This window comes from Arthrobacter parietis, assembly GCF_039530425.1.
Lineage (GTDB): Bacteria > Actinomycetota > Actinomycetes > Actinomycetales > Micrococcaceae > Arthrobacter_D > Arthrobacter_D parietis.
On record NZ_BAAAON010000003.1, the window covers coordinates 510,032 to 535,159 of the forward strand.

Annotated in this window: 28 protein-coding genes and 1 tRNA gene; 17 read left to right on the forward strand and 12 right to left on the reverse strand. The window is 62.5% G+C overall.

Translation table 11 applies throughout. The features are described 5' to 3' along the window. Positions 1 to 48 precede the first annotated feature (48 nt). The 3 genes from ABFX19_RS14530 (at position 49) to ABFX19_RS14540 (ending at position 2,663) form a co-directional block, all read left to right on the forward strand. Complete coding sequence (locus ABFX19_RS14530; protein ID WP_056550000.1) at positions 49 to 759, forward strand: response regulator transcription factor; 711 nt, start codon at positions 49 to 51, stop codon at positions 757 to 759. A gap of 71 nt (positions 760 to 830) precedes the next feature. Next, positions 831 to 2,225, forward strand: coding sequence for a sensor histidine kinase (locus tag ABFX19_RS14535; protein ID WP_277359117.1), 1,395 nt, complete (start codon positions 831 to 833; stop codon positions 2,223 to 2,225). A 147-nt stretch (positions 2,226 to 2,372) separates the two neighbouring features. Then, positions 2,373 to 2,663 (forward strand): WXG100 family type VII secretion target, encoded by a 291-nt coding sequence (locus ABFX19_RS14540; protein WP_056549995.1) that lies wholly within the window; start codon positions 2,373 to 2,375, stop codon positions 2,661 to 2,663. A gap of 168 nt (positions 2,664 to 2,831) precedes the next feature. Here ABFX19_RS14540 and groL read toward each other — a convergent pair whose 3' ends face one another. From groL to ABFX19_RS14560, 4 genes are all read right to left on the reverse strand, one after another. Then, the gene (gene groL, locus ABFX19_RS14545) at positions 2,832 to 4,466 is read right to left on the reverse strand and encodes a chaperonin GroEL (RefSeq protein ID WP_204534288.1); all 1,635 of its coding nucleotides are present in this window, start codon (positions 4,464 to 4,466) and stop codon (positions 2,832 to 2,834) included. A 298-nt stretch (positions 4,467 to 4,764) separates the two neighbouring features. Beyond that, positions 4,765 to 4,971: a cold-shock protein gene (locus ABFX19_RS14550; protein WP_056549990.1), complete on the reverse strand. Its 207-nt coding sequence runs from the start codon at positions 4,969 to 4,971 to the stop codon at positions 4,765 to 4,767. 126 nt (positions 4,972 to 5,097) lie between these two features. Beyond that, positions 5,098 to 5,790: a LytR C-terminal domain-containing protein gene (locus tag ABFX19_RS14555; protein WP_346028720.1), complete on the reverse strand. Its 693-nt coding sequence runs from the start codon at positions 5,788 to 5,790 to the stop codon at positions 5,098 to 5,100. Positions 5,791 to 5,826: 36 nt separating this feature from the next. After that, on the reverse strand, positions 5,827 to 6,132 hold the full coding sequence (locus ABFX19_RS14560; RefSeq protein ID WP_056550316.1) for a DUF3263 domain-containing protein: 306 nt from the start codon (positions 6,130 to 6,132) through the stop codon (positions 5,827 to 5,829). A gap of 125 nt (positions 6,133 to 6,257) precedes the next feature. Between ABFX19_RS14560 and ABFX19_RS14565 the strand changes: the two genes are divergently transcribed. Further along, positions 6,258 to 6,998, forward strand: a complete 741-nt coding sequence (locus tag ABFX19_RS14565) for a uracil-DNA glycosylase (RefSeq protein WP_346028721.1) — start codon at positions 6,258 to 6,260, stop codon at positions 6,996 to 6,998. A gap of 10 nt (positions 6,999 to 7,008) precedes the next feature. Here ABFX19_RS14565 and ABFX19_RS14570 read toward each other — a convergent pair whose 3' ends face one another. Then, the gene (locus tag ABFX19_RS14570; protein ID WP_346028722.1) at positions 7,009 to 8,634 is read right to left on the reverse strand and encodes a threonine/serine exporter family protein; all 1,626 of its coding nucleotides are present in this window, start codon (positions 8,632 to 8,634) and stop codon (positions 7,009 to 7,011) included. Positions 8,635 to 8,662: 28 nt separating this feature from the next. After that, positions 8,663 to 9,736, reverse strand: a complete 1,074-nt coding sequence (locus tag ABFX19_RS14575; RefSeq protein ID WP_346028723.1) for a lipid II:glycine glycyltransferase FemX — start codon at positions 9,734 to 9,736, stop codon at positions 8,663 to 8,665. Positions 9,737 to 9,857: 121 nt separating this feature from the next. Here ABFX19_RS14575 and ABFX19_RS14580 point away from each other — a divergent pair, with 121 nt between their 5' ends. From ABFX19_RS14580 to ABFX19_RS14615, 8 genes are all read left to right on the forward strand, one after another. Continuing rightward, positions 9,858 to 10,862 (forward strand): aldo/keto reductase family protein, encoded by a 1,005-nt coding sequence (locus ABFX19_RS14580; RefSeq protein ID WP_346028724.1) that lies wholly within the window; start codon positions 9,858 to 9,860, stop codon positions 10,860 to 10,862. Beyond that, positions 10,859 to 11,707, forward strand: a complete 849-nt coding sequence (locus ABFX19_RS14585) for an NAD-dependent epimerase/dehydratase family protein (protein ID WP_346028725.1) — start codon at positions 10,859 to 10,861, stop codon at positions 11,705 to 11,707. The genes ABFX19_RS14580 and ABFX19_RS14585 overlap by 4 nt, the downstream gene beginning before the upstream one ends. A gap of 123 nt (positions 11,708 to 11,830) precedes the next feature. Beyond that, positions 11,831 to 12,250, forward strand: coding sequence for a hypothetical protein (locus ABFX19_RS14590; RefSeq protein WP_277359114.1), 420 nt, complete (start codon positions 11,831 to 11,833; stop codon positions 12,248 to 12,250). A 41-nt stretch (positions 12,251 to 12,291) separates the two neighbouring features. Further along, positions 12,292 to 12,627: a hypothetical protein gene (locus ABFX19_RS14595; RefSeq protein ID WP_346028726.1), complete on the forward strand. Its 336-nt coding sequence runs from the start codon at positions 12,292 to 12,294 to the stop codon at positions 12,625 to 12,627. 82 nt (positions 12,628 to 12,709) lie between these two features. After that, complete coding sequence (locus ABFX19_RS14600) at positions 12,710 to 13,156, forward strand: hypothetical protein (protein ID WP_056549972.1); 447 nt, start codon at positions 12,710 to 12,712, stop codon at positions 13,154 to 13,156. Positions 13,157 to 13,161: 5 nt separating this feature from the next. After that, positions 13,162 to 13,764 (forward strand): hypothetical protein, encoded by a 603-nt coding sequence (locus tag ABFX19_RS14605; RefSeq protein WP_346028727.1) that lies wholly within the window; start codon positions 13,162 to 13,164, stop codon positions 13,762 to 13,764. 59 nt (positions 13,765 to 13,823) lie between these two features. After that, a complete protein-coding gene (locus ABFX19_RS14610; RefSeq protein WP_277359112.1) occupies positions 13,824 to 14,135 on the forward strand; it encodes a hypothetical protein in 312 nt (103 codons plus the stop codon). A gap of 120 nt (positions 14,136 to 14,255) precedes the next feature. Next, on the forward strand, positions 14,256 to 14,855 hold the full coding sequence (locus ABFX19_RS14615) for a uracil-DNA glycosylase family protein (protein WP_346028728.1): 600 nt from the start codon (positions 14,256 to 14,258) through the stop codon (positions 14,853 to 14,855). Positions 14,856 to 14,918: 63 nt separating this feature from the next. Here ABFX19_RS14615 and ABFX19_RS16110 read toward each other — a convergent pair whose 3' ends face one another. Next, entirely contained in the window at positions 14,919 to 15,101 is a 183-nt protein-coding gene (locus ABFX19_RS16110) for a hypothetical protein (RefSeq protein WP_404800739.1), read from the reverse strand. A 146-nt stretch (positions 15,102 to 15,247) separates the two neighbouring features. Between ABFX19_RS16110 and ABFX19_RS14620 the strand changes: the two genes are divergently transcribed. Further along, on the forward strand, positions 15,248 to 16,189 hold the full coding sequence (locus ABFX19_RS14620) for an HNH endonuclease (protein ID WP_346028729.1): 942 nt from the start codon (positions 15,248 to 15,250) through the stop codon (positions 16,187 to 16,189). 43 nt (positions 16,190 to 16,232) lie between these two features. Here the strand turns inward: ABFX19_RS14620 and ABFX19_RS14625 are convergent. Together ABFX19_RS14625 and ABFX19_RS14630 are read right to left on the reverse strand one after the other, a co-directional pair. Beyond that, a tRNA-Thr gene (locus ABFX19_RS14625) sits at positions 16,233 to 16,309 on the reverse strand. Positions 16,310 to 16,418: 109 nt separating this feature from the next. After that, the gene (locus tag ABFX19_RS14630; protein WP_277359109.1) at positions 16,419 to 17,279 is read right to left on the reverse strand and encodes a DsbA family protein; all 861 of its coding nucleotides are present in this window, start codon (positions 17,277 to 17,279) and stop codon (positions 16,419 to 16,421) included. A gap of 121 nt (positions 17,280 to 17,400) precedes the next feature. Between ABFX19_RS14630 and otsA the strand changes: the two genes are divergently transcribed. The 4 genes from otsA to ABFX19_RS14650 all read left to right on the forward strand — a co-directional run bounded on the left by otsA (position 17,401) and on the right by ABFX19_RS14650 (position 22,334). Further along, entirely contained in the window at positions 17,401 to 18,846 is a 1,446-nt protein-coding gene (gene otsA / locus ABFX19_RS14635; RefSeq protein ID WP_204534256.1) for an alpha,alpha-trehalose-phosphate synthase (UDP-forming), read from the forward strand. Continuing rightward, positions 18,839 to 19,624 carry a trehalose-phosphatase gene (gene otsB, locus ABFX19_RS14640; RefSeq protein ID WP_346028730.1) on the forward strand — a complete coding sequence of 262 codons (786 nt, stop codon included), beginning with the start codon at positions 18,839 to 18,841 and terminating at the stop codon, positions 19,622 to 19,624. Before otsA ends, otsB begins: the two co-directional genes overlap by 8 nt. Before the next feature lie 136 nt (positions 19,625 to 19,760). After that, complete coding sequence (locus ABFX19_RS14645; RefSeq protein WP_277359107.1) at positions 19,761 to 20,849, forward strand: ABC transporter ATP-binding protein; 1,089 nt, start codon at positions 19,761 to 19,763, stop codon at positions 20,847 to 20,849. Between the two features lie 126 nt (positions 20,850 to 20,975). Continuing rightward, a complete protein-coding gene (locus ABFX19_RS14650; protein ID WP_277359106.1) occupies positions 20,976 to 22,334 on the forward strand; it encodes a DUF4032 domain-containing protein in 1,359 nt (452 codons plus the stop codon). A 103-nt stretch (positions 22,335 to 22,437) separates the two neighbouring features. Here ABFX19_RS14650 and ABFX19_RS14655 read toward each other — a convergent pair whose 3' ends face one another. The 3 genes from ABFX19_RS14655 to ABFX19_RS14665 form a co-directional block, all read right to left on the reverse strand. Then, positions 22,438 to 23,004: a hypothetical protein gene (locus ABFX19_RS14655; RefSeq protein WP_346028731.1), complete on the reverse strand. Its 567-nt coding sequence runs from the start codon at positions 23,002 to 23,004 to the stop codon at positions 22,438 to 22,440. Positions 23,005 to 23,128: 124 nt separating this feature from the next. Beyond that, a complete protein-coding gene (locus ABFX19_RS14660) occupies positions 23,129 to 24,505 on the reverse strand; it encodes an FAD-binding oxidoreductase (RefSeq protein ID WP_428831050.1) in 1,377 nt (458 codons plus the stop codon). Between the two features lie 20 nt (positions 24,506 to 24,525). Then, on the reverse strand, positions 24,526 to 25,008 hold the full coding sequence (locus ABFX19_RS14665; protein WP_346028732.1) for an SRPBCC family protein: 483 nt from the start codon (positions 25,006 to 25,008) through the stop codon (positions 24,526 to 24,528). Positions 25,009 to 25,128: the final 120 nt, after the last annotated feature.

Here is a 25,128-nt window from a genome sequence, read left to right on the forward strand (position 1 = left end):
CAGCAAGCATCCAGACAACTCCCAGCTGCTGGGAGCATACTGGGAATCGTGAATAAATCAGTACCTGAAGCCAAACTGCTTGTAGTCGATGACGAGCCGAATATCCGGGAACTGCTCTCCACTTCCCTGCGGTTCGCGGGATTCGATGTTGTCGCCGCCGCCAACGGACGCGACGCCCTCGCCGCAGCGGAAACTCACAATCCAGACCTCGCCGTCCTCGACGTGATGCTGCCGGACATGGACGGCTTCACCGTCACCCGCCGGCTCCGCGCCGCTGGCCGCCACTTCCCCGTGGTCTTCCTGACGGCACGCGATGACACCGATGACAAAGTCACCGGCCTCACCGTGGGCGGTGATGATTACGTGACCAAGCCCTTCAGCCTCGACGAGGTGGTTGCCCGTATCCGCGCCGTCCTGCGCCGCACCCAGCCACACGACGACGACGGCGCCGTCATCCGTGTCGATGACCTCGAACTGGACGACGACGCCCACGAGGTGCGCCGCGGCGGGGAGGTCATTGACCTCTCCCCCACAGAGTTCAAGCTCCTCCGCTACCTGATGATGAACCCGAACCGCGTCCTGTCCAAAGCGCAGATCCTCGATCACGTCTGGGAGTACGACTTCAACGGAGACGCCTCCATCGTGGAGTCCTACATCTCCTACCTGCGGCGCAAGATCGACAAGAACCCGGATGCCGCGGCGCTGATTCAGACCAAGCGCGGGGTCGGTTACCTGCTGCGCACCGCTGACAAGCGGTAACAAGCATCTCTGTACCCGCCGTGATACGTCGCTGGAAGTCTGCCTCCCTCCGCACGCAACTCATCGCCATCATGACCCTGCTCATGGTGTTCACGGTTGCCATCACGGGGATCGTGACCATCTCCCTGCTCCGCAACAGTCTCATAGTCCAGATGGACCAGGACATCGATGCCAACGCGCAGCTGGTGACCAACACCATCGGCACCATCGGCAGTGACACCAGTCAGGACCTTTCCCGCTTCTATGGCGTCTGGCTCGACTCCAACGGAAACGCTATCCGCGCAACCCACTCGTCTGCGCTCTACGAGGTTCCAAAACTTCCTCTACTCGATCACGAAGAAGTTGAGGAACGAGACGTGGAGGGCTTCACGGTTCCCGGGAGCAGGGGTGAGAGCGAGTGGCGCGTCATGGTGTTCCCGCTGCAGGCGGACAACACGTCGGTGGCTGTTGCCAGCCCCATGTCTACCCTGAACCAGACAGTGTCCGAAGCCGGGCGCATCATCTTCACAGTCGGACTCTTTTCAATTGCCGCCGCCTCGATCGTCGCCTACCTTGCGGTTACCCGGCAGTTCCGTCCGTTGAGCCGCGTCGAGCGGACAGCGGCGGCGATCGCCGCCGGCGACCTCTCACGCCGCGTCGAGGTTGAGCGTCCCGCCACCGAGGTGGGCAGGCTCTCCCGCTCCCTGAACGCCATGCTTGCGCACATCGAGTCTGCGTTTGCAGCCCGGATGGATTCAGAACGGAAAATGCGCCGCTTCGTCGCGGACGCTTCGCATGAACTTCGTACACCCCTGGTCACCATTCGCGGATTTTCCGAGCTGTACCGTCACGGTGCCCTCCAGAACGACGACGACGTCAAGGCCGCCATGGGCCGTATCGAGAGCGAAGCCAAGCGGATGGGCCAATTGGTCGAGGATCTGCTCACCCTGGCGCGCATCGACGAGCAGCGGCCCCTCGAGTCCCAACCGCTAGACCTGCTGGTGCTGGGAAACGATGCCGCCATGGACGCCCGAGCCATCGCACCGGAACGCACTATCCGCGTGATCGGCCTCGACGGTGGACCGGCGCGTCATGCCCCGACAGTCGGTGACGAGGCCCGCCTCCGCCAGGTCGTCGCAAACCTGATGACCAACGCCCTGCGGTATACGCCCGAAGGGTCGCCGATCGAGGTTGCCGTGGGCGTCGCTCCCGTGATCCATGGCCGAAGCGATTCGGTGATCGAGGTACGCGACCACGGTCCCGGCATCTCCGAGGAAGACGCCGCGAGGGTCTTCGAGCGCTTTTACCGGGCAGACTCCTCACGCTACCGGGAAACCGGCGGTACCGGCCTTGGCTTGGCCATTGTCGCGGCGCTGGTTGCGCAGCATGATGGAAGCGTTCGGCTCGAGGACACCCCCGGCGGCGGCGCCACCTTATCCATTCGGCTGCCGCATGACACGGAAAGCACGCCGCCGGCAGACGACTGACGCGCGATTCTTGCAGGGGACTCCTCCTCCCCAGCCCCTTGGGTGCAGGCAAATTACCCACATTCCGCGGCCGAGGGCATGCGCTGCTACCGGTGCACTCTAACGTCGAAGGCGCAGTGCATACACAGCAGAAGCCCAGGAGGAACCATGACCTACTTCAACGTCAATACGGACTCGCTCGCCGCCAAGAGCGCAGACGTGCAAAATACCATCGCCCGGCTCCAGGCAGAGGTCAATGCCATGCAGTCAGGGCTGAGGTCCCTTGAGTCCGAGTGGCAGGGTCAGGCCTCGCAGAACTTCCAGCAGCTGGTGACGGACTGGCGTGCAACCCAGCTCAAGGTCGAGGAATCGCTGACCAGCATCAACCAGGCTCTCGGCGTTGCAACCGAGCAGTACAGTCAGGCAGAGCTGAGCAACGCCCGCATGTTCATGCACTAACCGAACCGGCCCACCCCCGAAGTTTTGTGCAGCTGCGGCGGCTTCCAGGCCGGAGAACCCGCCATAGCTGAACAAATCTTCCAGCACAGCCCAAAGGCCGGCCCCGTGAGGGACCGGCCTTTGGTGTAACTCTCTTCGCAGGTATTCCTGCTGGTGAGGCTGGGAAGCTTAGAAGCCGCCCATCCCGCCCATGCCGCCCATTTCGTCGCCGCCGCCTGCGGGAGCAGCCTTCTCAGGCTTGTCCGCGACAACAGCTTCGGTGGTGAGGAACAGGCCCGCAATGGAGGCAGCGTTCTGCAGTGCAGAGCGGGTAACCTTCACGGGGTCGTTCACGCCGGCAGCCAGGAGGTCCTCGTAATCGCCGGTCGCGGCGTTGAGGCCATGGCCGGCGGGCAGGCCGCGAACCTTCTCGATCACAACGCCGGGCTCGAGGCCAGCGTTGAAAGCGATCTGCTTGAGGGGAGCGTCGATGGCGATGCGAACGATGTTTGCACCGGTTGCCTCGTCGCCCTCAAGGTTGAGGTTGGCGAATGCCTTGGCGCCGGCCTGAATCAGGGCCACGCCGCCACCGGCAACAATGCCTTCTTCAACAGCAGCTTTTGCGTTGCGGACGGCGTCCTCAATGCGGTGCTTGCGCTCCTTGAGCTCAACCTCGGTTGCGGCTCCGGCCTTGATGACTGCAACGCCGCCTGCCAGCTTGGCCAGACGTTCCTGCAGCTTCTCGCGGTCGTAGTCCGAGTCGGAGTTCTCGATCTCGGCGCGGATCTGTGCAACCCGGCCGGCGATCTCCTCGGCGTTGCCTGCACCCTCAACGATGGTGGTCTCGTCCTTGGTGACAACAACCTTGCGCGCCTGGCCCAGAAGGTCCAGGGTTGCGTTCTCCAGCTTGAGGCCAACTTCCTCAGCGATGACCTGACCACCGGTGAGGATGGCGATGTCAGCCAACTGAGCCTTGCGGCGGTCGCCGAAGCCCGGTGCCTTGACGGCAACGGACTTGAAGGTGCCGCGAATCTTGTTGACCACGAGGGTAGCCAAGGCTTCGCCCTCGATGTCTTCGGCGATGATCAGCAGCGGCTTGCCGGACTGCATGACCTTCTCAAGAACAGCGACGAGATCCTTGACGTTGGAGATCTTCGAGTTGACGATCAGGATGTAGGGGTCTTCAAGGACCGTCTCCTGGCGCTCTGCGTCGGTGACGAAGTAGCCGGAAATGTAACCCTTGTCGAAGCGCATACCCTCTGTGAGCTCAAGCTCGAGGCCAAAGGTGTTGGACTCCTCGACGGTGATGACGCCTTCCTTGCCCACCTTGTCGAGGGCTTCAGCGATGAGGTCACCGATCTGCTGGTCACCGGCGGAGATCGAAGCCGTAGCTGCGATCTCTTCCTTGGTCTCGATCTCCTTGGCGGAGGCGAGGAGCTCGGCGGTGACGGCGTCAACTGCCTTCTCGATTCCGCGCTTGAGGCTCAACGGATCAGCACCGGCGGCTACGTTGCGCAGGCCTTCCTTGACGAGTGCCTGGGCGAGGACTGTGGCGGTGGTGGTTCCGTCACCGGCGACGTCGTCGGTCTTCTTTGCAACTTCCTTGACCAGCTCGGCGCCGATCTTCTCGAACGGATCGTCGAGTTCGATCTCCTTGGCGATGGAAACGCCATCGTTGGTGATCGTGGGAGCGCCCCACTTCTTCTCAAGGACAACGTTGCGACCGCGGGGGCCCAGCGTAACCTTGACTGCGTCAGCGAGGATGTTCAATCCGCGCTCGAGGCCGCGGCGTGCCTCTTCATCAAAAGAAATGATCTTGGCCATAACGGCGTAGGTCCTTTCGGGACGGTCATGCGTATGCTGCTACCGGCCTGTGATGCCCGCGACGGACGGACTGATCCGGGAGGATCTCTGTACCTCCCCAACCAGCCCTCACCACAGAGGTTGCCTGGTTCACTCCCAGTGTGGCGTCTTAGCAGTCGTCACACCAGAGTGCTAAGTCAATAATTAGCACTCACACACTGCGAGTGCAAGCTGTTTCGCCTTGGGGAAAACAACGACGACGGCGCACCAGCCCTGACAGGGGAAGCGCGCCGTCGTTGTTTGGTGTTGCTTGGGTTGCTCAGGATGCGAGCCGCACGGCCTCCGCCTGCGGGCCCTTCTGGCCTTCTCCGATTTCGAATTGGACCCGCTGGCCCTCATCGAGTGCACGGTAGCCCTCCATGTCTATTGCGGACCAGTGCACAAAGACATCCGCCCCGCCCTCATCGACAGTGATGAAGCCGTAGCCCTTTTCAGCGTTGAACCATTTCACGGTTCCCTGCGCCATGTTGTTCTCCCACTATGTAGATCCCCCGCTTAACTGTTGACGGCGGGGCTGAGATACATCTAATCCCAGAACTCGAAAGCAGTGATGCGGAACACAGTGAATGTTATTGATCCTTAACCGGGCGGCTCACTGGAAGCCGGGGCCAACCACCACGGTGATATCGCCGAAACCCGCATTGCCCTGGACAGCGCCGATACCAAGGGCACCGGCGAGCGCCTCAGCCGTGGGGCGCTGCTCCTCTGCGTTGTAGAGCACGATGGACCCCTGCAGCTGCTGGCCGGACCAGTTGCCGATCTGGGTCACGTTCCAGCCATCCGCCTGCAGCCTGCCCGCCGCTGTGCTTGCCAGCCCGCTGACCGCGGTGGCGTTCAGCACGGCAACCGGCTGGGTGATGTCGACGACTGCTGCCGCTTCTGACGGCGAATCGGTTGCCTCGGCTGTCGGTTCCTCTTCGGTTGTCGGTTCCGAGCCGGCAGTCGACTCTTCCCCGGGAGTGGGTGCGGCACTGGGCGACACAGATTCCGTGGACTCCGCAGATTCACTGGCGTCTTCGCTGGGTTCGCCCGCCGCCCCCTCGGCCGTGATGGACGGCATCGGCGCAGAACTGGTGCTCCCCGGAGTGACATCGCTGGCCTGCCCAAGCCCAAGGCGCGGAAAGAGGAAGTATGCGGCCAGGCCAACCGCGAGGACCAGGACTCCCGCAACAACCTTCAATGCCAGACCGCTAGATCGCGGAGGCACAATGCGCTCGCGGTGAACTCCCTGCCGGGCGGCGGATTCGGGAACCTGGTCGAATTCGTCGCGGGGGTATTGGGTCATGGTGCGGGGAATCCTTGGATTGGGTGGACGTGGGTGCTAGACATCGACGCCAAGACGGCGCGCTGATCGGGCGCGTTGGCGGGTTGTACGTAGTCTACGCAGTCTCTTCACGAGCATCGGGTCATGGGCAAGCGCGGCTTCTGTATCGATAAGCGCATTGAGGATCTGGTAATAGTGCGTGGCAGAGAGATCAAACAGCTCACGAATGGCCTGCTCTTTGGCCCCCGAGTATTTCCACCACTGTCTCTCGAGCTCAAGTATCCGCTCTTCCCGCTCACCCAGGCCTGACTCCCGCACGCCCGCTGCGTGGCCGTTCTGGTCTGTCTGCGCCGGTCCCTGCATGCTCACGACACACCGTCCAATCCACCGTTTCCGCCCAATTTACTTTCCCCATGGTAGTGGCGAATCACACCGTTGTCATTCACCCGCAGTGGAGCTTGAGTGCCCATCCGGGCAAAGATAGAACCATGAACGACGACGACGGCGGCACCACCCTGCCCATTCCTTCCAGCCCGGGCGCAACGCTGCCGTTCGCCGCTCCGGCGACGCTCGAGGAAATCATGGCTTCCGACTGGGCGGCAGCGCTTCAGCCCGTTCAACCACAGATTCACCAGCTGGCGCGGCGCCTGGCTCTCGAGCAAGCGGCCGGCGCCCACGTGCTGCCGCGCCCGGACCACATAATGCGGACCTTCACCTACCCACTCAATCACGTGAAGGTCATCATCGTCGGCCAGGACCCCTACCCCACTCCCGGGCACTCCGTCGGCCTGGCGTTCTCCGTTACCCGGCAAACCAAACTGCCGCGCAGCCTGGTCAACATTTACAGGGAGCTGTCCACGGATCTTGGGGCACCGGCACCCAGCCACGGTGACCTTTCGGGCTGGGCTGACGAGGGGGTCTTGCTGCTCAACCGGGTCCTCACAGTCCGAGCGGGGGAAACGGGTTCACACCGGAAGCTTGGCTGGAACGCAGTCACTGATGCCGCCGTCCGGGCTCTGGTTGCCCGTGACCAGCCGTTGGTTGCCATCCTGTGGGGCCGGGAGGCACAGCAGCTCAAGCCACTGTTGGGCTCTACGCCGCTCGTCGAGTCCGCTCACCCGAGTCCCTTATCAGCCTCCCGCGGCTTCTTCGGCTCCCGGCCCTTCAGCCGGGCCAATGCGCTCCTCGCCGAACAGGGCGCCGAGCCGGTGAACTGGCTTCGCGGCTAGAGTCTCCGGATCATCTGCGTCGATTACGGCGTCGTTCGTTGCTGCTGAGCTTCTTGGTGAACGGCCGTGCCAGATTGTCGCCCAGGACCACGCCGCCGGCGATGGCCAAAATGATGGTGAGAGCGTTGAACAGGCCGATGGCGCCAGCGCCGGTCACGTCCGTCTCGATTGTGAGGTCATACATCGACCGGAAAATCGTGAGCCCGGGGTAGAGGAACATCACCGCAGGCACGGCGACCACCAGCTGCGGTGCGCCCATCCGGAGGGCAACCACCCGCGCGAGCATGCCGATCAGGACAGCCGCAATGGCGGGCGCAAGCCGATAGCCGACGCCGAGGTTCACAACGAGCGAATAGAGCAAGAACCCGGCAGTTCCGATGAGGGAGGTCGGCACAACCAGGGCCATGTCCGTCTGCTCGGCAATGCAGATCATTGCAACCGCGATGAAGATGAGCACCGCAACCACCGGCAGCGGGTACAGGGAGCCGACCGACGACGTCACGTCAAGCTCAGGAACCCCGAGGAGGTTGCCGAGCACCAGCGCAACGGCGATGCCGGACACAATTCCTGCGAAGACGAGGAAGGCAGACAGGAACCTCCCTGCTGCAGTCACCGGGAATCCGTTGATCGCGTCCTGGGTTGCAGATACGAGCCTGCCGGTGGGCAGGAGCAGCAGAATCCCGCCGACCACAACCAGGGCGGGCGCGATCGGTACGTTCAGCGACCACAACAGCACTGCGGTCAACGTGACGAGGGCGGCCGAGGTGGCCGTCGCAAAAAATTCAGGCACCCGCCAACGCCCCAGCTGACGCGAGAGCAGGTCAACACCGATACAGCTTGCAAACGAGATCAGGGAGCCAAGCGGTCCGCCGCCGATGAACGCCACGATGGCCGCGGCGAAGACACCGAACGCGGCCGTGACCATCCAACGCGGGAAAGGCTTGGGCCGGTGGGTTATCTCGTCAAGGCGCCGGATGGCTTCGGAACGGTCCACCCCGCCGTCGACGACGTCGGTCACCAGCTGGTGGACCCGTGTCAGTCCCGCATAATTGTTGGTCCAGGACCGCACCACGCGCAGAACGGTTGTGGGGGTCTGGTCCTTCGCTGAGTAGTTGAGCACCACCGACTGGTTGGTGATGTCCACCTCGATGTTGTCGAGCCCGAACGCCGCGGTCACGGCAATGATGCTCGTCTCGACTTCCAGCGCCCCGGCACCGTATCGGAACATCGTCTCAGCGAGACTGAGCGCGAAATCGAGCGTGCGGCGGGCACCGACGTCGGGGCCTCCCACCTGGATAGTGGGGTTGGCATAGGGACTGCCGGCGAGCCGCTCCACCAGGTTCATCGCCTGGGTGGGCGGAGATTCTCCCTGGACAAGGCGCCGAAGCATCTTGCGGGCGGCCAGCTGTGAACGGTCAGGGCGGGCGGATTGCGGGGTGATCGGCAGGGCATCGGTCGGGTTGGACTGCGGCCGGGCGGCTGCTTTCCGCGCGATTTTCGACTTGGCCTTGCCCGGTGATGCGGGCGACTTCACTACGGGAAGCTGTTCAGCCACCGGAGAGGGGTTGGTATCCGGGCTCCGGCGCTTGCCCGCACCGGTCTTGTCTGCCACTCTTATGCCCCTTTCCTGGCTCATGATCGCTCGTCGTGCCCGGGCCTGCTGTTTAGTAGAACGGTTGATTTGTGCGCCGCCAGTACACCTGACGCGTGATGCGTTCGCCCAGCTTCTGCCACGCACGGTACTTCATGGGACTGAGCACCTGGTCATAACAACCCACGAAGTCGGTGACCGTCTTGGTGAAGCTCGTCTTGAACAGGCCGAGACCGTGGTGCTGATGGCTCTTGTCCTTCAGCTGATCGCTAGGAGGGGTCCCGCAGAAGTCGTACTCAACAATATTGTGCTCGGCCTTGAGATCATTGATCGCCCTCCACTGAAGGAGATGCGAATCACCGTATTGCGAGCGGCCCGGCTTGGATCCACCGTCTTTGTAGGTGCCCTTGCGGCCGTAGTTGATGACGAAGGCGCCAACGGAAGGCTCGCCGTCCTCGTGCACAAAGTAGAGCCGGCCCTGACCGGCGGAAACGAAGTTCGTCCAGAATCGCCGGTAGTACTCGAACGAGCGGAGACGTGCCGCTGAGCGGTCCTCAATGTGCGCCATGAGGCGGTACATCGTGCGGAAATTTTCATCCGTGGGTTCCATCTGCTGCACGGTGACGCCCTCCCGCTCGGCCCGCCGGACGGCGTTGCGCCCACGCGAGTGCAGGTTGCGCAGCAGCTGGTTCGGCTCCGGGGTGGTGTCGAGGATGGCCGTGTGATCGTTGGGCTGGAGGTTGAAGGCCTTCACCAGACCGGCGCGCCGGAAGAGGGTGCGGACGCCGTCGTCATCCTCAATGTCCGGCTCGATCTTGACTGCAAAGACTGCGAGCTTTGACTCCCGGATGAAGGATTTGCACGCGTCCAGGACCGCAGGAACATCCTCAGGGGCTGCCACATCCGGGCCCTTGATCAGGTACCAGAGGCTCCCGAGAAGCGGGACCTTTTTCTCGAGGACGAGGTTGTAGGTGGTGTATCCGGCGGATTCGAACACGAGAAACAGGGGCTTCCAGCCATGGTGGGACTTGACCTCTGCAAACGCCGCCGACTGCAGGAGGTTGCCGCCGTTCGGATTGGCGGTGACCAGGGAATCCCAGTTCCCGCGTTCTTCCGCAGTGGCAAATCGCGCAGTAAACGTACCCATGGTCCTCAATCACAATTGGTCGGAAGGCGTCGATTCAGTGTAGCCGTTGGCACTGGCCGGATCCGGCGTCGCCCGCAGGTGCACTGTACCGCTGGACCCGGGGATGGATAGCATCGAAACCATGGAATTCAGATACCTCGGAAACAGCGGACTCAAAATCTCGGAGATCACTTACGGAAACTGGCTCACGCACGGCTCCCAGGTGGAGAATGACGTGGCCACGCAGTGTGTGCGTGCAGCCCTCGACGCCGGCATCAGCACCTTCGACACCGCGGACGTGTACGCCAACACCGCAGCCGAGACGGTCCTCGGGGAAGCCCTCAAGGGTGAGCGCAGGCAGTCCCTTGAAATCTTCACCAAGGTCTGGGGTCCGACCGGCCCCAAGGGTCATAACGACGCCGGTCTCTCCCGGAAGCACATCATGGAGTCGATCGACGGCTCGCTGACGCGCCTTCAAACAGACTATGTGGACCTTTACCAGGCCCACCGGTATGACCACGAGACTCCCCTCGAAGAGACCATGCAGGCGTTCGCCGACGTCGTCAGGCAGGGCAAGGCCCTCTACATCGGGGTCAGTGAGTGGACTGCGGAGCAGTTGCGCGCCGGGCACGGGCTTGCGAAGGAGTTGGGTTTCCAGCTCATCTCCAACCAACCGCAGTATTCCATGCTCTGGCGGGTCATCGAGGAGAAGGTAGTGCCGGCGTCGGAGGAACTCGGCATCTCCCAGATCGTGTGGTCCCCTGTCGCGCAGGGCGTCCTCACCGGCAAGTACAAGCCGGGTCAGGCACCGGAACAGGGTTCGCGAGCTGCCGATGACAAGGGCGGCGCGGACATGATCAAGCGCTGGATGTCTGATGAGGTCCTCACCGGAGTGCAGAAGCTGGAACCGCTCGCAGACGAGGCCGGGCTGAGCATGGCGCAGCTCTCTATCGCGTGGGTGCTCCAGAACCCCAACGTTGCCTCAGCAATCATCGGCGCGTCCCGCCCTGAGCAGGTCGAGTCCAACGTTGCGGCCGCCGGCGTCACGCTGGAGCCCGCCCTCATGAAGAAAATCGATGAAGCGATCGGGCACCTGGCCGAAACTGACGCGGCCAAGACAACTTCCCCTGACAAGCGGCCGGCGTGAGGCTCGCGGTCACGGGATCCAGCGGCAAACTGGGACGCAGTGTTGTTGCGGGTTTGACGGAGGCCGGACACGAGGTCCATGGATTCGACCTGCACGGCGAGCGCGGGCTTGGCTTCCTCTCAATCGACCTGACCAACTATGGTCACGTCGTCGATGCGCTGCTGGGAGTGGATGACCGGCACTCAGGTTTCGACGCCGTCGTCCATCTCGCTGCGATCCCCGCACCGGGGCTGCAGCCTGATTCCGCCACTTTCCACAACAACATGCTGGCGACCTACAACGTGTTCCAGGCCTGCCGGCGGGCGGGGATCCAGCGGATTGTCTACGCCTCCAGCGAGACAGTCCTCGGGCTTCCGTTCGACGAGGACCCGCCGTACATTCCGGTCGATGAGGAATATGACGCGCGGCCGGAGAGTACCTATTCCCTGGTAAAGCACCTCGAAGAACAGATGGCCATCCAGCTGACCCGCTGGGATCCCTCGCTGAGCATCACGGCGCTGCGGTTCTCCAATGTGATGGATCCGTCGGACTACGCCGAGTTTCCGACATTCGATTCGGATCCGCTGCTGAGGAAGTGGAATCTATGGGGATACATTGACGGCCGGGACGGAGCCCAGGCTGTGCTGCAGGCTCTGGAGAACGCGCGGAACGGCTTTGACCGGTTCATCATCGCGGCCGCCGATACCGTGATGAGCCGATCGAGCGCCTCGCTGGCCGCGGAGGTATTTCCCGGCGTAGAGCTGGTCAGGGAAGTCGGCGAACATGAAACGCTGCTCTCGATCGAGAAGGCACGGCGCCTACTGGGATTCGACCCGCAGCACAGCTGGCGGGATCACGCAGGCTGACGGCTCGGATGGGAGGCCTCCGGTATTGGGAGCTTCCCATCCGGCTGGCCTCGACCTTGAATGATCAGTAGGCTTACATTCACGGGAGCACCTCCCGGAATGCAATCGTCGAAAGGACCGGTCATGACTGAGAATCTTCCCGATGAGGAATTGCACGTTGTCGGCGAGGAGCCGGACGCCGTGAACGAGTCGATCGCGCCCGAGGCGCTCGATCCCGTGCAGGACGGCCAACCGGACGGCTATCCCACAGCTGCCGAGAATGATCCGGATAACTGGCAGCAGGATCCACTGCTGCAGGATGAGCCCGGAGCCGGCACGATTGCCGAGGAAAGCGATCAGAGCCTTCGCGATGATACCGAGGAAGCGCGCTTCCGTGACGGTGAAGAGCAGGTGCCGCCGGAAGAACCTACCATCGGCGAAGCCGCATCCGACGTCGATTTCGGTGATCCCATGAGCAGCGAGGAAGTCGACGCGAGTGATGACGAGGCGAACTTCGGAGGGTCCCCCTTGAGCCAGTTCGAGCCTGAGGACCTGGACCGATAGTTACCCAGGGGCTGCAGGGCCAGTGCCCGTAGACTGGAACCGTGAAGAAAATCGCTGCACTGTCCCTGCTCATCCCTCTGGGCGCCCTGTTGGTGGGCTGCAATCAAATTGAGGAAACTGCCGGTGAGATAGCCAGTGATGCGGCATCGCAGGTGGCTGGCGCCGCCGCGGAAGAAGTCCAGTCACAGGTGTGTTCACTCGTCAGCGACGGGAACGTCAGCGCTGGAGATCGCGAACTGCTCGGCGGATTGGTTGACGCCGCAGAGACCGCGGGTGTTCCTGCCGAGATCACCGGCCCGCTTCGCGACATCGCTGCAGCCGGCGATCAGGTTCCGGCAGAGTCGGTGGAAGCGCTGAATGAGGCGTGTGCGCCGTAGTCGTAAGCCGGTGATGTCGCGTTTAGGTGTCAATTGTCCATCAACTGTTCTATTGACTGCCCGCTAGCAGTAACTTTGCCCTATGAGAGGCGGCTCAGCCAGGGTCGTACGTGAGGCGACTGCTTACCAGGACGCGGTATCGCGTTCCGTGAGGGCGGCCTGCGCCAAGTGGGTTGCCATCGAGTTGGAGTTCGGGCTGCTGAGCGGCGCCGACGTTGACGCGCTGCTGGGGCCACACTGGCCACCCGCCGGGTGCCTCGCAGCCGAACGCAGGATCCTCGGCGTCGCGACGAAGGCCGGTCGTGTCCTGTACCCCGGATTCCAGTTCGACTCAACGGCGCACACAGTGCGTCCGATCCTCGCCGAAGTAGCCCAGATCGGGCTCGACGCCGGCTGGAAGGATCGCCACATCCTGCAATGGTTCGTTGCACCGAACGGCTCCCTTCACGGGGATCGGCCCGTGGATCTTCTCGATGACAGGGAGCGCCTCCTCGCAGCGGTCCATGCGGATCTGGAGACCGTGTGGTGAGGGGTTTGGCGATCATTCTGGCAGCCTGCCTGCTCTTGCTCACCGGCTGTGGCGCGGTGGCAACGCCCGGCGCGAGCCCCGGCGAAGTGCCGCTTCCCCCCGCTTCCCAGGAGCTGATTGGGCAGGGCATGGTGATTTCGGACGAAGACGGTCCCGCGATGCTGTGCCTCGGACCCGTGATGGAGTCCTATCCCCCGCAGTGTTCCGGCCCCGAAGTCATCGGCTGGGACTGGGAAGCGGTGAAGCTGTGGGAGAGAGCAGGGGGTGTGACCTGGGGGACCTACGCCGTGCACGGAACCTGGAACGGCGAGACCTTCACTCTCACACGTCCGCCGACCCCGCTGGCGCTTTATGACCCTCCCGCAAATATCGATCCGCGTACCGAACCTGCGAATTCGGGCGCAGGAAACCACGCGGAGCTGGAAGCAGTGCAACAGGACCTCCTCGAGACGGCGGGCGAGAGGATACTCACCTCGTGGATCGAGAACGGTTACGTGTTTGTCACGGTCGTGTATGACGACGGCACGCTGCAGGATTCCTATGACGCCAGCTACGGGGAGAACATGGTGGCGGTTCAATCGGCCCTGCAGCCGGTGAACCCTGATTGATCCGTAACTCGCCGAGCCGGTCCCGCGAAATTGTCAGAGGCACGACGTATTTTGATCGCATGAACATCTCAACGTCTCCTTCGAGTACTTTCACAGGTAACCTTCGCCACCCCGAGAGGGGGCGGAGATACACCATTGACGAACTCCGCGAGCTTGCCGATCAGGGTGATGCGTGGGCACTTTGCCAGGTCGATCAGTGGGAGCGCGAGTTCGCCAACGAATACGCGGGAACCCTGACGGAGCAGTGCACGGACCACAGCTGTGAAGGCTTCGGTGAACCCGTGGACGTGTGCTTCGGCCAGGACGGAGAGCCGATCGACGTAGACCACGGCGATTGGGGACACGCAGTCAGCCGGCTCCGCGCCGCCTGATTTTCCCGTTCGCGGACTGCATCCATCTTCCGGACACCCACTCCGGGCAGATCCGGTCGAGCGGATGGATCTGGAGAACCCGACGCATACGAAGTGGCTGAGCGCGGATACAGTGGAGATATGTACCTCGATCATCCGCAAGCCCTGGCCGACGATGCGGTTCTCGAGAACCGCCGATCCATGCTGGCAACCGCCCCGCACATTCAAAGCCTGGAGCAGTGGCGAGCCAGCTACACGGCCACCAGGCCAACCCCTGTACCGCACTTTGACCCGGCAGACGCGGGAGATCAGGCCCGCGTGCTTTTCGTGCTGGACCGCCCACAGGAGGAAGTGCTCTCCGAAAGCGGCACCGGTTTTGTATCCGTCGACAACCCGGACAGCGCCGCTGAGCGCTGCTGGATAGAACGCGATTCAGCCGGCCTGCATGAAGGCGTCCTGATGTGGAACATGGTCCCGTTCCTCGTGTCGAATCCCAATGCCGACAACCGCACGGCCGGCGCCAAGGCGTTGGGTTCGGTCCTGCGCCTCCTGCCGCGACTCGAGGTGGTGCTGCTCTGCAGCGATGCCGTGCAGCAGACCTGGGACAAGCACCTGCAGGATCGCGTCCCCCGCGTCACCGTCATCAAAGCTCCCGGCGTAGGTCCCCAGTCCCTGTCCCGCAAGACCAAACAGGATGAGCTGCGTAAGGCCGTCGAGCGCGCCAAGCGCCTCGTGGGCTGACTGGCGCTCTGGTTCCAACGGAATACGGCACGCGCTCAACCGTACGTAGCCCGCTGGGAAGCGCTAGGAAGGCTTGACCTCTTCGTGCTGGTCCTTCCACACGGTAGCTGTCCGGTGGCCTGGATTCAGATAAACGTGATTCTGCGCGATCACGGTTTCAGCCTTGGTTGTTGTTACGGTCCACGTTCCTGGACACGTCTTGCACTTGATGGTTCCCATATCCGCCCCCGATGAGTCCTTTTGCACTGCGTAATCTCAGCATCTGCCGCAGACACTTCAAGCGTCAAGGGCTTCCATCAAGTCATGAGAGTAACTTGCACGGGTCTTGAGATTACCTTTCAGTAACCATCGGCACCCGTACCCGTGCGAGTCCGTAGTGACACACTGATCCCATGGCAGCGGTACTTTTGGGGTGGAACCCGGACACGAGTCACTGGAGCGGACCTTATGCATCAGCTGTCGCCGAGGTGCGGAACTCCGGCGGGCATCTGGAACAGTGGTTTCTCAATGACGGAATGATGCTTCCCACCGGAACTGAGGTCTGGTTGCTCGTACAGGGAACGGGGCCCAACAGGCGGGGTCTGATTGGGCATGGCGTCACGGTGGGTGAACCGATTGCGGTCACGTACCTCGATCCGGAGGCCTCGGGCAGTCGGCTGTCTGTCACAGTTCAATTCGACCTCCTGCTGCCGGAAGGGGAACAGTTGCACACCGATGAGCTCGCGGTTCGTGCCCCGGAAATTGACTGGGACGCCGCTGCTGATTCGTTCTGGCACATCCCGCCGGACACCGAGTCGGCAGTGAGAGACGCCTGGTCCGGCCATGTGGTGGACAGCGTATGTCAACACGCAGACACCGTGGATCCAGTCCCCGGCTCCTACCCGGAGCACGCGCTGCAGCGGATACCCGTCAACCGGCATGAACGCGATCCCGAGGCAAAAGCGGTAGCGATTGCTCATCTCGGGTCCAGCTGTCACGCGTGCGGCTTTGACTTCGAGGCTACGTATGGGCCGCCGGGCGCAGGTTTCAGCCATGTCCATCACACAGTGCCTGCTGCAGGTCTTCGGCCAGATTATGAGATCGACCCGATCATCGACCTCGTACCCCTTTGCCCGAACTGCCACTACATGGCGCACCGCAGGGTCCCCACCCCGTATACCGTCGCTGAACTGCGCGCAATGGTTGCAGCGGCCGGCCATCTGCCGGGAATCATAGTCACCGCGGAACAGGAGCAAGCACAGAACGATGCACGAGCGATTAGCGGAAGTATCTCGATCTCTGGGGAGCAAACCGGACAGTATGTCGAGCAGTCCGGACACAATAGAGCGGAATAATGCACCGTTTTGTCCAGGTTGCTCTGAGTTCCGGCTGAGCTGGTGGAGCCCCCTGTCGGATTCGAACCGACGACCCCCGCTTTACAAGAGCGGTGCTCTGGCCAACTGAGCTAAGGAGGCGGACTGGCTGAGCCAGCGGGCGCCGTCGTCGTTATCCAACTTCAACAGCGCTAGACAAGGTTAGCCCAGCGCCGCCGCCAGCGGGAAATCAACCGGGTCTCAGAGATCCTCAGTTCTTCGCTTCAATCTGCTCCTGGGTGACCGTGGCGAAGTCGGATACCGCATCCGGCACTTCTTCGCCGTCCACGAAAACCGTTGGAGTCCCGCTGACGCCATAGGTCTCTGCTGCCTGGGTGCCGAACTTCACCCATGGTCGGAAGGTATCTTCCTCCAGGCAGGCGGAGATGTCGCCGGCCCCGGCGGTTGCTGCCATCTCGGCGAGTTCCCCATCGGAGAGCTCGCCGTTCTCGAAGTTGCCGAACAAGGCTGCAGAGAAGTCCCAGTAGGCCCGCGGCGAGGTGTCCGCCACACAGGCAAGCGCCGCAGCACCGCGGGACGAATACTCCGTCTGCGAATTGGGATCCAGGTATGCCACATTCCGGTACTCGAACGTGATGGCGCCCTCATCCAGCCAGGTCTGAATTTGCTCGGCATGCGTCTGCTCGAAGTTGGCGCAGTGCACGCAGTTCACGTCGACGTATGCCACAACCTGTACAGGCTGGTCAGTAGCAGACGCCTCGACGCCGGGCGGAGGATCCGCTGCGTTCGGGGCTTCATCAGGGAGGGACGCGACGTCGACCGTTTCAAGGGACGTTGTTGCCAGCTCCGTTGTGGAGGTCAGAGTGATACCGCCGTACTCATTGCCATGCGCAGGAGCCGGGCCAGCATCGGGAACCTGGCTCCGAAGGTTTCCGGCAACGATCAACCCAATGATCACAAGGATTGCAACGATAGCGGCAACAACGCCCCACTTGATGAGGAACGATGCACGCTTCTCACGGCGCTCCCGCTCCTCCACCACCCGCCGTGCCTGCTCCCGCGACTCTGACTTCCGTTGTGCCTTGCTCGGTCTGGGGTTGCTGGAAGTCATCAGTCCTCATTGCTCACTCGGTTACGCGTCCTACCATTTTAGGTGATGCTGCTGTCCGCTCCCCCTACCCACCCAACCGGCTAAAGTCGTCAGTAGGCCTACGATCGTCAGAGGAGACAGTATGCAATCAGGGGACACACCGTACGGTGAGTTCGAATTCATTGTGGTGTCCAACCGACTTCCGGTTGACCGCGTGAACGACGACGACGGCAACGGCTCCTGGCGGCGCTCACCCGGCGGTCTGGTCACCGCACTGGCTCCTGTGATGGAGAAGGCCGACGGCGCATGGGTAGGATGGCACGGCGCCGCGGACGAGGCACTTGAATCCTTCGACCACAGTGAGATCCGGCTGGTTCCCGTTCCGCTGAGCGCTGAGGAAGTCGAGTTCTACTATGAGGGCTTCTCCAACGCGACCCTGTGGCCGCTCTACCACGACGTCATCGCCCCGCCTGAGTTTCACCGCCACTGGTGGGATTCCTACCGGAAGGTCAACGAGCGCTTCGCAGCGGAGACTGCGGCCGTCGCAGCCGAAGGCGCCACCATCTGGGTCCAGGACTACCAGCTTCAGCTCGTTCCCAAGCTGTTGCGCGAGGCCCGTCCTGATCTGAAGATCGGCTTCTTCAACCACATTCCGTTCCCTCCGCTCGAAATCTATGCCCAGCTCCCATGGCGGCGCCAGGTGATCGAGGGCCTGCTCGGCGCTGACCTGATCGGGTTCCAGCGACCGAGCGACGCCAGCAACTTCCTGCGCTGCGTACGCAGATTCCTGGGGCTCGCGGTCCGTCAGCAGCAGGTACAGGTGAAGGGCGCAGACGGATCCCCTGACTACGTTTCACGGGCAGAGGCGTTCCCCATTTCCATCGATGTCCAGCGCATCGTCGACCTCGCCAACCGCCCCGACATCATCGAGCGGTCTCAGGAGATCCGTCGTGAGCTCGGTAATCCCCGGCACATCCTGCTCGGAGTTGACCGGCTGGACTACACCAAGGGCATCGGCCACCGCCTGAAGGCCTACGAGGAACTACTCGCCGACGGCCTGATCCAGGTCGAGGACGCCGCCCTCATCCAGGTCGCCAGCCCCAGCCGTGAACGGGTGGAGCAATACAGGCTCCTGCGTGAAGAGGTGGAGGGCGCCGTCGGGCGTATCAACGGCACGTACGACACCATCAAGAACACTGCTATCCGCTACCTCCACCACAGCTATCCGGTGGAGGAAATGGTGGCTCTCTACCTGGCTGCCGACGTCATGCTCGTGACAGCGCTCCGCGACGGTATGAACCTCGTGGCGAAGGAGTATGTCGCAGCCCGTACGGGAAACCGCGGAGCGCTGGTCCTGAGCGAGTTCGCCGGAGCAGCTGACACGCTCCGGCAGGCAATCCTGGTCAATCCGCATGACATCGACGGTCTCAAGAGCGCCATCCGCGGTGCCCTCGATATGAGCGCCTCCGAGGCAACCCGCCGGATGCGCACCATGCGCCGTCAAGTACTGCAGAATGACGTGGAGCGCTGGTCGAAGGCCTTCCTCTCAGAACTGCAGAAAGGCGCACGGGAGGATCTCCTTGTCTGATTCACTCAGCCCGGAATTGCTTGCCGCTCTCGCGACGGCGGCCGCGACGAAGACGCTGCTGGTTGCGCTCGATTTCGACGGCACCATGTCCCCGCTGGTTGACCGCGCGGAAGACGCCCGTGCGCTGCCCGGATCGGCGGCAGCATTGCGCGATCTGGCGCAACTGCCAAGGACGACGACGGCGCTCATCTCCGGACGCGCTCTGGACAGTCTGCGCCGGGTCGCCTCTCCAGAGCCGGAAACGCTCCTCATCGGCAGTCACGGAGCTGAGGCGTGGACCGGCCCCGGTGGTGCACCCCTTGAACTGACGCCCTCGCAGGTGGAAATCCTGCGCCATGCGACCGGCGCCGTCCAACAGGTGGTCGATGCCCATCCCGGTACGCTGCTGGAACTGAAACCAGCCGGCGTCGTGCTGCATATGCGGACGGCAGACGCAGAGACAGCCCAGTCGGCCGCAACTGCGGCGCGTGCCGCACTGTCATCGCTGAACGGCGTCCACCTGAGCAACGGCAAGAATGTCCTGGAACTCTCCGTGGTGCAGGCGGACAAGGGAAGGGGTCTGCAGTCCCTTCGTGAACTCACCGCGGCAACCGCAGTAGTGTTTGCCGGTGACGACGTCACCGACGAACACGCGCTGAAGACCCTTCAGGCACCCGACGTCGGGATCAAGGTCGGAGACGAAGAGAGCGCTGCGACGTACCGCATCACCTCCCCGGAGCAGCTCGTTGAGGTCCTTCAGGAGTTGGTGAGGTTACGTCGTGCTGGCGTCGCTACCTGACTTCGTGCCATACTTTTCCTTGTGACGCAGTTCACGGTGGGTCAACTTTGGCCTCCGTCCTGATCACGCCAACTGAATATTTCCATTCACAACGGATCGTCGGGCACGTACCTGCCCGTGAAAAGGATAAGAAAAAATGGCAACGGTAACGTTTGACCAGGCTACGCGCCTGTACCCGGGCACTGACAAGCCCGCAGTTGACGGCCTCAACATCGAGATCGCAGACGGCGAATTCCTCGTTCTCGTCGGGCCCTCCGGTTGCGGAAAGTCCACCTCCCTCCGCATGCTGGCCGGCCTCGAAGATGTGAACTCCGGCCGCATCCTCATCGGTGACCGCGATGTCACCGATGTTCCGCCGAAAGACCGCGATATCGCGATGGTCTTCCAGAACTACGCGCTGTACCCGCACATGTCCGTTGCCGACAACATGGGCTTCGCACTGAAGATCGCGGGCATCTCCAAGGAAGAGCGCGCCCAGCGTGTCCGGGAAGCCGCAAAGCTCCTCGATCTCGAGGACTACCTCGACCGCAAGCCGAAGGCTCTTTCCGGTGGTCAGCGCCAGCGTGTTGCCATGGGTCGTGCAATCGTCCGCAACCCGCAGGTCTTCCTCATGGATGAGCCGCTGTCCAACCTCGATGCGAAGCTCCGCGTGCAGACCCGTACCCAGATCGCCTCGCTCACCCGTCGCCTCGGTGTCACCACCGTGTACGTGACCCACGACCAGGTCGAGGCCATGACCATGGGCGATCGCGTCGCAGTGCTGAAGGACGGCATCCTTCAGCAGGTGGATACCCCCCGCAACCTCTACGAGCGCCCGAAGAACGTCTTCGTTGCCGGCTTCATCGGCTCCCCCGCCATGAACCTGCTGGAGCTGCCGACCTCGGAGGACGGCGTGAAGTTTGGCGACACCACGTACCCGGTGGCGCGCGAGGTCCTGAGCTCCGCACACGGCGGTACAGTCACGCTGGGTGTTCGTCCCGAAGATCTTGGCCTCGTCGGTGCCGGCGAAGGCCTGCAGGTTGAGGTGGATGTCGTGGAGGAACTTGGCGCTGACGCTTACCTCTACGGCCACACCACGCTCAACGGCCAGGACCACGACATCGTGGCACGCGTAGACGGACGCCGCCCTCCAATGAAGGGTGACACGGTATATGTACGGCCGGTAAAGGGCCACGTGCACCTGTTCGACACCAAGGACGGCCTTCGCCTGGCCGACCACGTGTAGCAATTTGACCGCTAGCGGTTAGATGCACATTCCGCGGTGGCCCCTGTTGGTTGACGGTAAACTCAACCAGCGGGGGCCATCGTCGTTGTTAGGACATACAGGTCGCCGTGAGGACACCCAATCACCATGACTGATTCGACCGAAGCCAACTGGCATCACGAGCCAACGGACTATGACCAGGCCGGCAAACTGCCCAGGACCCGAAGTGCGTTCGGGGAAGGCTCGCTGGGATCGCTCAACATCACGGCAGCGGCCACCGACCCGGAGCTCCTCGACCTCCCATGGCATCTGGGACTGGAGGAGTGGCCGGCCGAGTATCTCGCTGCTCTGCCCCGTGGAATCTCCCGCCATATTGTCCGATTCGCCCACCTCGGCGGATCCGTGATCGCTGTGAAGGAAACCAGCGAACATATTGCACGCCACGAGTATCACATGCTCCGCAAGCTGCAGCGCCTGGACGTTCCGTGCGTGGAGCCGGTTGCCGTCATCGCAGGCCGGAAGACGCGTGACGGCGAGGACCTGAACCCGGTGCTGGTCACCCGCCACCTGAAGTTCTCCATGCCGTACCGGGCGCTGTTCTCACAGATGCTGCGCAAGGACACTCTGACCCGCCTCATCGATGCCCAGGCGCTGCTCCTTGTCCGTCTCCACCTCATCGGTTTCTATTGGGGAGACGTATCACTCTCCAATACCCTGTTCAGGCGAGATGCCGGGGCGTTCGCTGCTTACCTCGTGGACGCTGAGACCGGTGAACTGTATCCGGAATTGTCTACCGGGCAGCGCGAGTATGATCTCGAGATTGCCCGGGTGAACATCGCCGGTGAACTGATGGACCTGGCAGAGGGCGGTCTCATTGAGGAAAAGGTGGACCCACTGGCTACCAGCGAGCTCATCATGGACAGCTACCGACGCCTGTGGGCCGAACTCACCGACAAGGAGTCGTTCGAGCTCGGTGAGCGCTGGCGGGTGAACGCAAGGATTCGGCGCCTGAACGAACTCGGCTTCGACGTCGAGGAGTACGCCATACGGACAGTTTCCGAGACTTCCCAGATCCAGCTGCAGCCCAAAGTGGTCGACGCCGGGCATCACAGCCGTCGTCTTATCCGGCTCACCGGCATAGATGCCCAGGAGAACCAGGCCCGCCGGCTGCTCAATGACATGGACGCCTACCGGGCAGACAACAGTCCGGGCCTCGACGAAGAGATCAGCGCACACCAGTGGTTCAATGATGTCTTCGAGCCGATCGTTCGGGCAGTTCCGCGGGAGCTCGGCGGAAAGCTGGAGCCGGCGGAAGTGGTCCATGAGGTGCTGGAGCACCGATGGTACATGTCTGAAAAGCAAGACAGAAACGTTCCGCTTGCCGAAGCCGTGCAGTCATACCTGGATTCGGTGCTGCGGCATCGCCGCGACGAAGCCGCGATCATGCTGACTGCTGACACCAAGACGTTGGACATCATCAGCGGTGGGGCGCAAGAGGGCAGCTGAGCCGTCCTGTGAGCAAGCAATACCTAGAGAGCGTCTGCGGTCCCGGCTTGAGCCGGGACCGCAGACGCTCTCTGATTGGAAGTTTCCGCGCTTCCCGCCTTGCTTACGGGGTCAGCTGACTGCAGTCAATTTGCTGGCCCTGGAACTCCTGAATGCCGGGCCCTGCACTCTGGCAGAATTCGACGACCTCCTGCGAGAACGGAATGAGCGCAATCAAGCCGATTACCGCGATGATGCCCGTAATGACGCCGATCGCTCCGATGATAATGCCGGCAAGTGCGAAGCCATTGCCCATCCCGGCCTTCCTCGACTTCACCATCGCGACGATAGAGATGATCAGACCCACGATCGAAATGGGCCAGATGATAGAGCAGACCAGACCGACAATGCCGAGCGTCTTTCCAGGGTTCTCCGTCGGTTGACCGTAACCGCCGCCGTAGCCGCCGGGTGTGCCATACGGTGAAGCCGGCGCCTGGCCATAGCCCTGAACGGGCTGCTGGCCGTAGGACTGACCGGACTGCTGGCCATAAGACTGACCGTAACCGGACGGCTGCTGTCCCGAATGCTGGTCGGACGACGTGGGCTGCTGCCACTGCTGCCCCGCCGGGTATCGGCGGGAGTCGTCCTGGCCGTCATCGTTGCCCGGTTGACCGGTGGTGTTGTCTGACACGGTGTTGTCCCCATTCTTCAGTGCGATGCCACTGGCCTCTTCCAGGGCGCTGGCTCAATCCAGTCTATCCGTCTGGAAGGTTCGGCAACGGTAGCGGGATACCGATGGTTTCAGCGGCGTGTTCTCAGGTGATCGCCTTGCCCGGATTGAGTATCCCGAGTGGATCAAACGCTTCCTTGACCCGTCGTTGCAGGCTCAGCACCTCAGCACTCTGTTCCCACGCCAGCCAACGTAACTTGTACTGCCCCACCCCATGCTCGCCGGTGATGGTTCCACCCAGCCCCAGGGCAACCCGCACCGACTCGTCGAGCGCTGCCTGCAGCCTGAGCATTCCCGCCTGCCCTTCGTCTCGATTAACCCAGAACGTGGGGTGGAGGTTGCCGTCTCCCGCGTGCGCAACGAGGCGAAGCCTCACGCCGTGTTCCGCGGCCATCCGTTCAAGCTCACCCGCATAGTGCACCAACTGGGATCGCGGAACTGCGACATCCTCCCCAACGCGGAAATCGTCGTCGACGCCGTCGCCTCTCGCGTTGCGCCGCAAGTCGAGGAGCATAGCGGCTTCCGAGCCGTCCTCCGCTTCGACGGTCGCTCCTGCCTGGGTCAGGACTTTGCGCACGACGGCGGATTCCGCTTCAGCGCCAAAGCCGTCAGTCTGGATGAGCAGCAGGGCTCCGCCCCTGGCTGCAAGGTTCGATTGGAACGCGGCGTCCAGGACGCCCAGGGTATTACCGTCAAGAAGTTCAAGAATGGCCGGCTGAACGCGGGCAGCACCAATGGCGAGAACGCCTGCGGCCGCTGCTGGAAAGTCCGGGAAGAAGGCGGCCAGAGTTCGGGTTTGGATCGGAAGGTACTTCAGGCGCACGGTGATTCCCACAACAATGCCGAGCGTACCTTCAGATCCCACGAATAGCGCGGTCAGGTCATACCCGGCAACGCCCTTGAACGTGGTGTGCCCCGTATGGATGAGCGTGCCGTCTGCAAGCACCACGTCGAGGGCCAGAACCGAATCCCGGGTTACACCATACTTGGCACACCGCAGCCCGCCCGCGTTGGTGGCGACGTTGCCGCCCAGTGTGGATATTGTGTGACTCGCCGGATCGGGTGCATACATCAAGCCGTGCGGTGCAACCGCGAGATTCAGGTCCGCGTTGATGACCCCCGGCTCCACAATGGCAAGCTCATCCTGCGGACGCACCTCGAGGATGCGATTCATCCGCTCAAGGCTGAGGACAATGCACCCGGACACCGCATGGGCGCCGCCCGAAAGGCTGGTCCCGGTTCCGCGTGCTACGACCGCCACCTTGAAGAGATGCGCACACCGCATAACGTGCTGCACTTCCTCAACGCTCTCCGCCAGTACGACGACGGCGGGCATCGCCGGTTGCGTGACCGGGCCCTGATCCCGCGAATACTCCTCAAGCACCCCGCCGCTCATCAGAATGCGGGAGCTGTGCACGCCGAGGTGCAACTCCCTCACGAGGGAGGAGGTTTGATCGGACATTTCGCGCGCAGCCGCATTCGTCACGAAGCGCCACCCATGAATCGTCGATAGGAAGCCATCACGGTTGCCCAATTGGGCGCAGCAGCACGCTGCTCGTGACCCAGCTCGCCGTCGGTCCACCCGTCATGAACCAGGCTCACCTGCGTGCTTCCGCGACCCGCGGTGAAGGTGACCACGACACGACTCGACAAATTCGGGTTGCCAAGGTAGTGCCACCTGAGCTCCAGCTCTCCGCCAGATGTCTCTCCTGCCACGGTTGCCCATGACGCCGAGTTGCCCGCGGCATCCTCCTCAAAGAGCTCCCCGCTGGTGAATTCCGGATGGGTACCATCGCCGAATCGGGTCTGATCAACGGGCCACCACAGATGGATACCGTCGGTGAACCCTGCGAATGACTCGTCGCGGGTCCGAGGGACGGTCACCTCTGCAGTGAGTGGTCCCGGCTTAGTACCTGGTTCGCGATCTGTGGAGCCGGCATCACGATGGGAGAAGAGACTGTCCATAGTGGAACTCTAGTTGGTGTTGTTGGTGTGGGTTTAAAGCAGGAAAGGCCTCACCGTGAAGGTGAGGCCTTTCCGTAAGTGTTGTCCGGCGGTGTCCTACTCTCCCACACTCTCTCGGGT

Excerpts from the sequence above, each read along its gene's own strand:
- ABFX19_RS14535 (WP_277359117.1), top strand. The coding sequence starts at position 831 with ATGACCCTGCTCATGGTGTTCACGGTTGCCATCACGGGGATCGTGACC.
- ABFX19_RS14540 (WP_056549995.1), top strand. The coding sequence starts at position 2,373 with ATGACCTACTTCAACGTCAATACGGACTCGCTCGCCGCCAAGAGCGCA.
- groL (WP_204534288.1), bottom strand. The coding sequence starts at position 4,466 with ATGGCCAAGATCATTTCTTTTGATGAAGAGGCACGCCGCGGCCTCGAG.
- ABFX19_RS14550 (WP_056549990.1), bottom strand. The coding sequence starts at position 4,971 with ATGGCGCAGGGAACCGTGAAATGGTTCAACGCTGAAAAGGGCTACGGC.
- ABFX19_RS14555 (WP_346028720.1), bottom strand. The coding sequence starts at position 5,790 with ATGACCCAATACCCCCGCGACGAATTCGACCAGGTTCCCGAATCCGCC.
- ABFX19_RS14560 (WP_056550316.1), bottom strand. The coding sequence starts at position 6,132 with ATGCAGGGACCGGCGCAGACAGACCAGAACGGCCACGCAGCGGGCGTG.
- ABFX19_RS14565 (WP_346028721.1), top strand. The coding sequence starts at position 6,258 with ATGAACGACGACGACGGCGGCACCACCCTGCCCATTCCTTCCAGCCCG.
- ABFX19_RS14570 (WP_346028722.1), bottom strand. The coding sequence starts at position 8,634 with ATGAGCCAGGAAAGGGGCATAAGAGTGGCAGACAAGACCGGTGCGGGC.
- ABFX19_RS14575 (WP_346028723.1), bottom strand. The coding sequence starts at position 9,736 with ATGGGTACGTTTACTGCGCGATTTGCCACTGCGGAAGAACGCGGGAAC.
- ABFX19_RS14580 (WP_346028724.1), top strand. The coding sequence starts at position 9,858 with ATGGAATTCAGATACCTCGGAAACAGCGGACTCAAAATCTCGGAGATC.
- ABFX19_RS14590 (WP_277359114.1), top strand. The coding sequence starts at position 11,831 with ATGACTGAGAATCTTCCCGATGAGGAATTGCACGTTGTCGGCGAGGAG.
- ABFX19_RS14600 (WP_056549972.1), top strand. The coding sequence starts at position 12,710 with ATGAGAGGCGGCTCAGCCAGGGTCGTACGTGAGGCGACTGCTTACCAG.
- ABFX19_RS14610 (WP_277359112.1), top strand. The coding sequence starts at position 13,824 with ATGAACATCTCAACGTCTCCTTCGAGTACTTTCACAGGTAACCTTCGC.
- ABFX19_RS14615 (WP_346028728.1), top strand. The coding sequence starts at position 14,256 with ATGTACCTCGATCATCCGCAAGCCCTGGCCGACGATGCGGTTCTCGAG.
- ABFX19_RS14620 (WP_346028729.1), top strand. The coding sequence starts at position 15,248 with ATGGCAGCGGTACTTTTGGGGTGGAACCCGGACACGAGTCACTGGAGC.
- ABFX19_RS14630 (WP_277359109.1), bottom strand. The coding sequence starts at position 17,279 with ATGACTTCCAGCAACCCCAGACCGAGCAAGGCACAACGGAAGTCAGAG.
- otsA (WP_204534256.1), top strand. The coding sequence starts at position 17,401 with ATGCAATCAGGGGACACACCGTACGGTGAGTTCGAATTCATTGTGGTG.
- ABFX19_RS14645 (WP_277359107.1), top strand. The coding sequence starts at position 19,761 with ATGGCAACGGTAACGTTTGACCAGGCTACGCGCCTGTACCCGGGCACT.
- ABFX19_RS14650 (WP_277359106.1), top strand. The coding sequence starts at position 20,976 with ATGACTGATTCGACCGAAGCCAACTGGCATCACGAGCCAACGGACTAT.
- ABFX19_RS14660 (WP_428831050.1), bottom strand. The coding sequence starts at position 24,505 with ATGTCCGATCAAACCTCCTCCCTCGTGAGGGAGTTGCACCTCGGCGTG.
- ABFX19_RS14665 (WP_346028732.1), bottom strand. The coding sequence starts at position 25,008 with ATGGACAGTCTCTTCTCCCATCGTGATGCCGGCTCCACAGATCGCGAA.